This window comes from Paenibacillus sp. P4_E11 (assembly GCF_056401635.1).
The window spans coordinates 1-1,017 of record NZ_JBFUIX010000559.1; the positions used below are offsets into that span (position 1 = coordinate 1).

The window sequence follows — 1,017 nt, forward strand, 5'->3', positions numbered from 1 at the left end:
GGTCCAGCTTTTACAAATTGTGGTCGCGCACCAATAATTGTCACTATTTTTTTCATACAAATCCCCTCATTTTGTAAAACTGCTCCATTTTATTAACAATATAATCTAGCTGTGTCTCATTCAGTTCTGGGTACATTGGGAGAGACAAAACTTCTTGTGCTGCCATAGATGATTCAGGGAAATCAGCTTCTAGATATCCCAACTCTTTATAAACAGGTTGGATATGTAATGGAAAGGGATAATAAATCATCGAGTCTATACCATTGTCCTTTAAATATGCTTGTAATTCATTTCTCAAGGGAACCCTTATTGTATATTGATGAAAAACATGTAGACAATTTCTATTTTCTGTGGGGTACTTAACAAAACCTCCTAATTTGTTCATTATTAGAGTTGTGTAATACCTTGAAATTGCACGTCGCGATTCTGTCCAACTATTTATATAATTGAATTTTACATTTAAAATAGCAGCTTGAATTTCATCTAATCTGCTATTATAACCAATCACATGATGATAATATTTTGGTTTACTTCCATGAACCCTAAGCACTCTACATCTTTCTGCAATATCTAAGTCATCAGTAACAATCATACCTGCATCACCGTAAGCACCTAAATTCTTTGTGGGAAAAAAGCTGTAACAGGCAGCATTACTATATTGTCCTGGTGAAACTTCATTAAGTTTCGCACCAATTGCTTGTGCTGCATCTTCAACTATCATTAAGTTATATTTCTTTGCAATGTGTTTAATAGCGTTCATATCAGACATCTGTCCATATAAATGTACTGGAATTATCGCTCTTGTTTTAGAAGTTATTTTGCTTTCAATCAGATCGACATTAATATTGTATGTGTTTGGATCAATGTCTACAAAAACAGGGGTAGCACCCACTCTACTTATTGCACCAGCAGTTGCAAAAAAAGTAAATGGAGTTGTTAGAACCTCGTCGCCGGGGTTAATACCTGCAGCAATTAGTGCGATGTGCAGGGCATCACTTCCATTAGCTACTCCTATTC

At 35.4% G+C, this 1,017-nt stretch carries 1 protein-coding gene; it reads right to left on the reverse strand.

Annotated elements, in window-relative coordinates; translation table 11 throughout:
• Positions 1 to 52: 52 nt before the first annotated feature.
• On the reverse strand, positions 53 to 1,017 hold a 965-nt coding region (locus AC1DWB_RS36030; RefSeq protein WP_477545848.1), incomplete at its 5' end, for a DegT/DnrJ/EryC1/StrS family aminotransferase.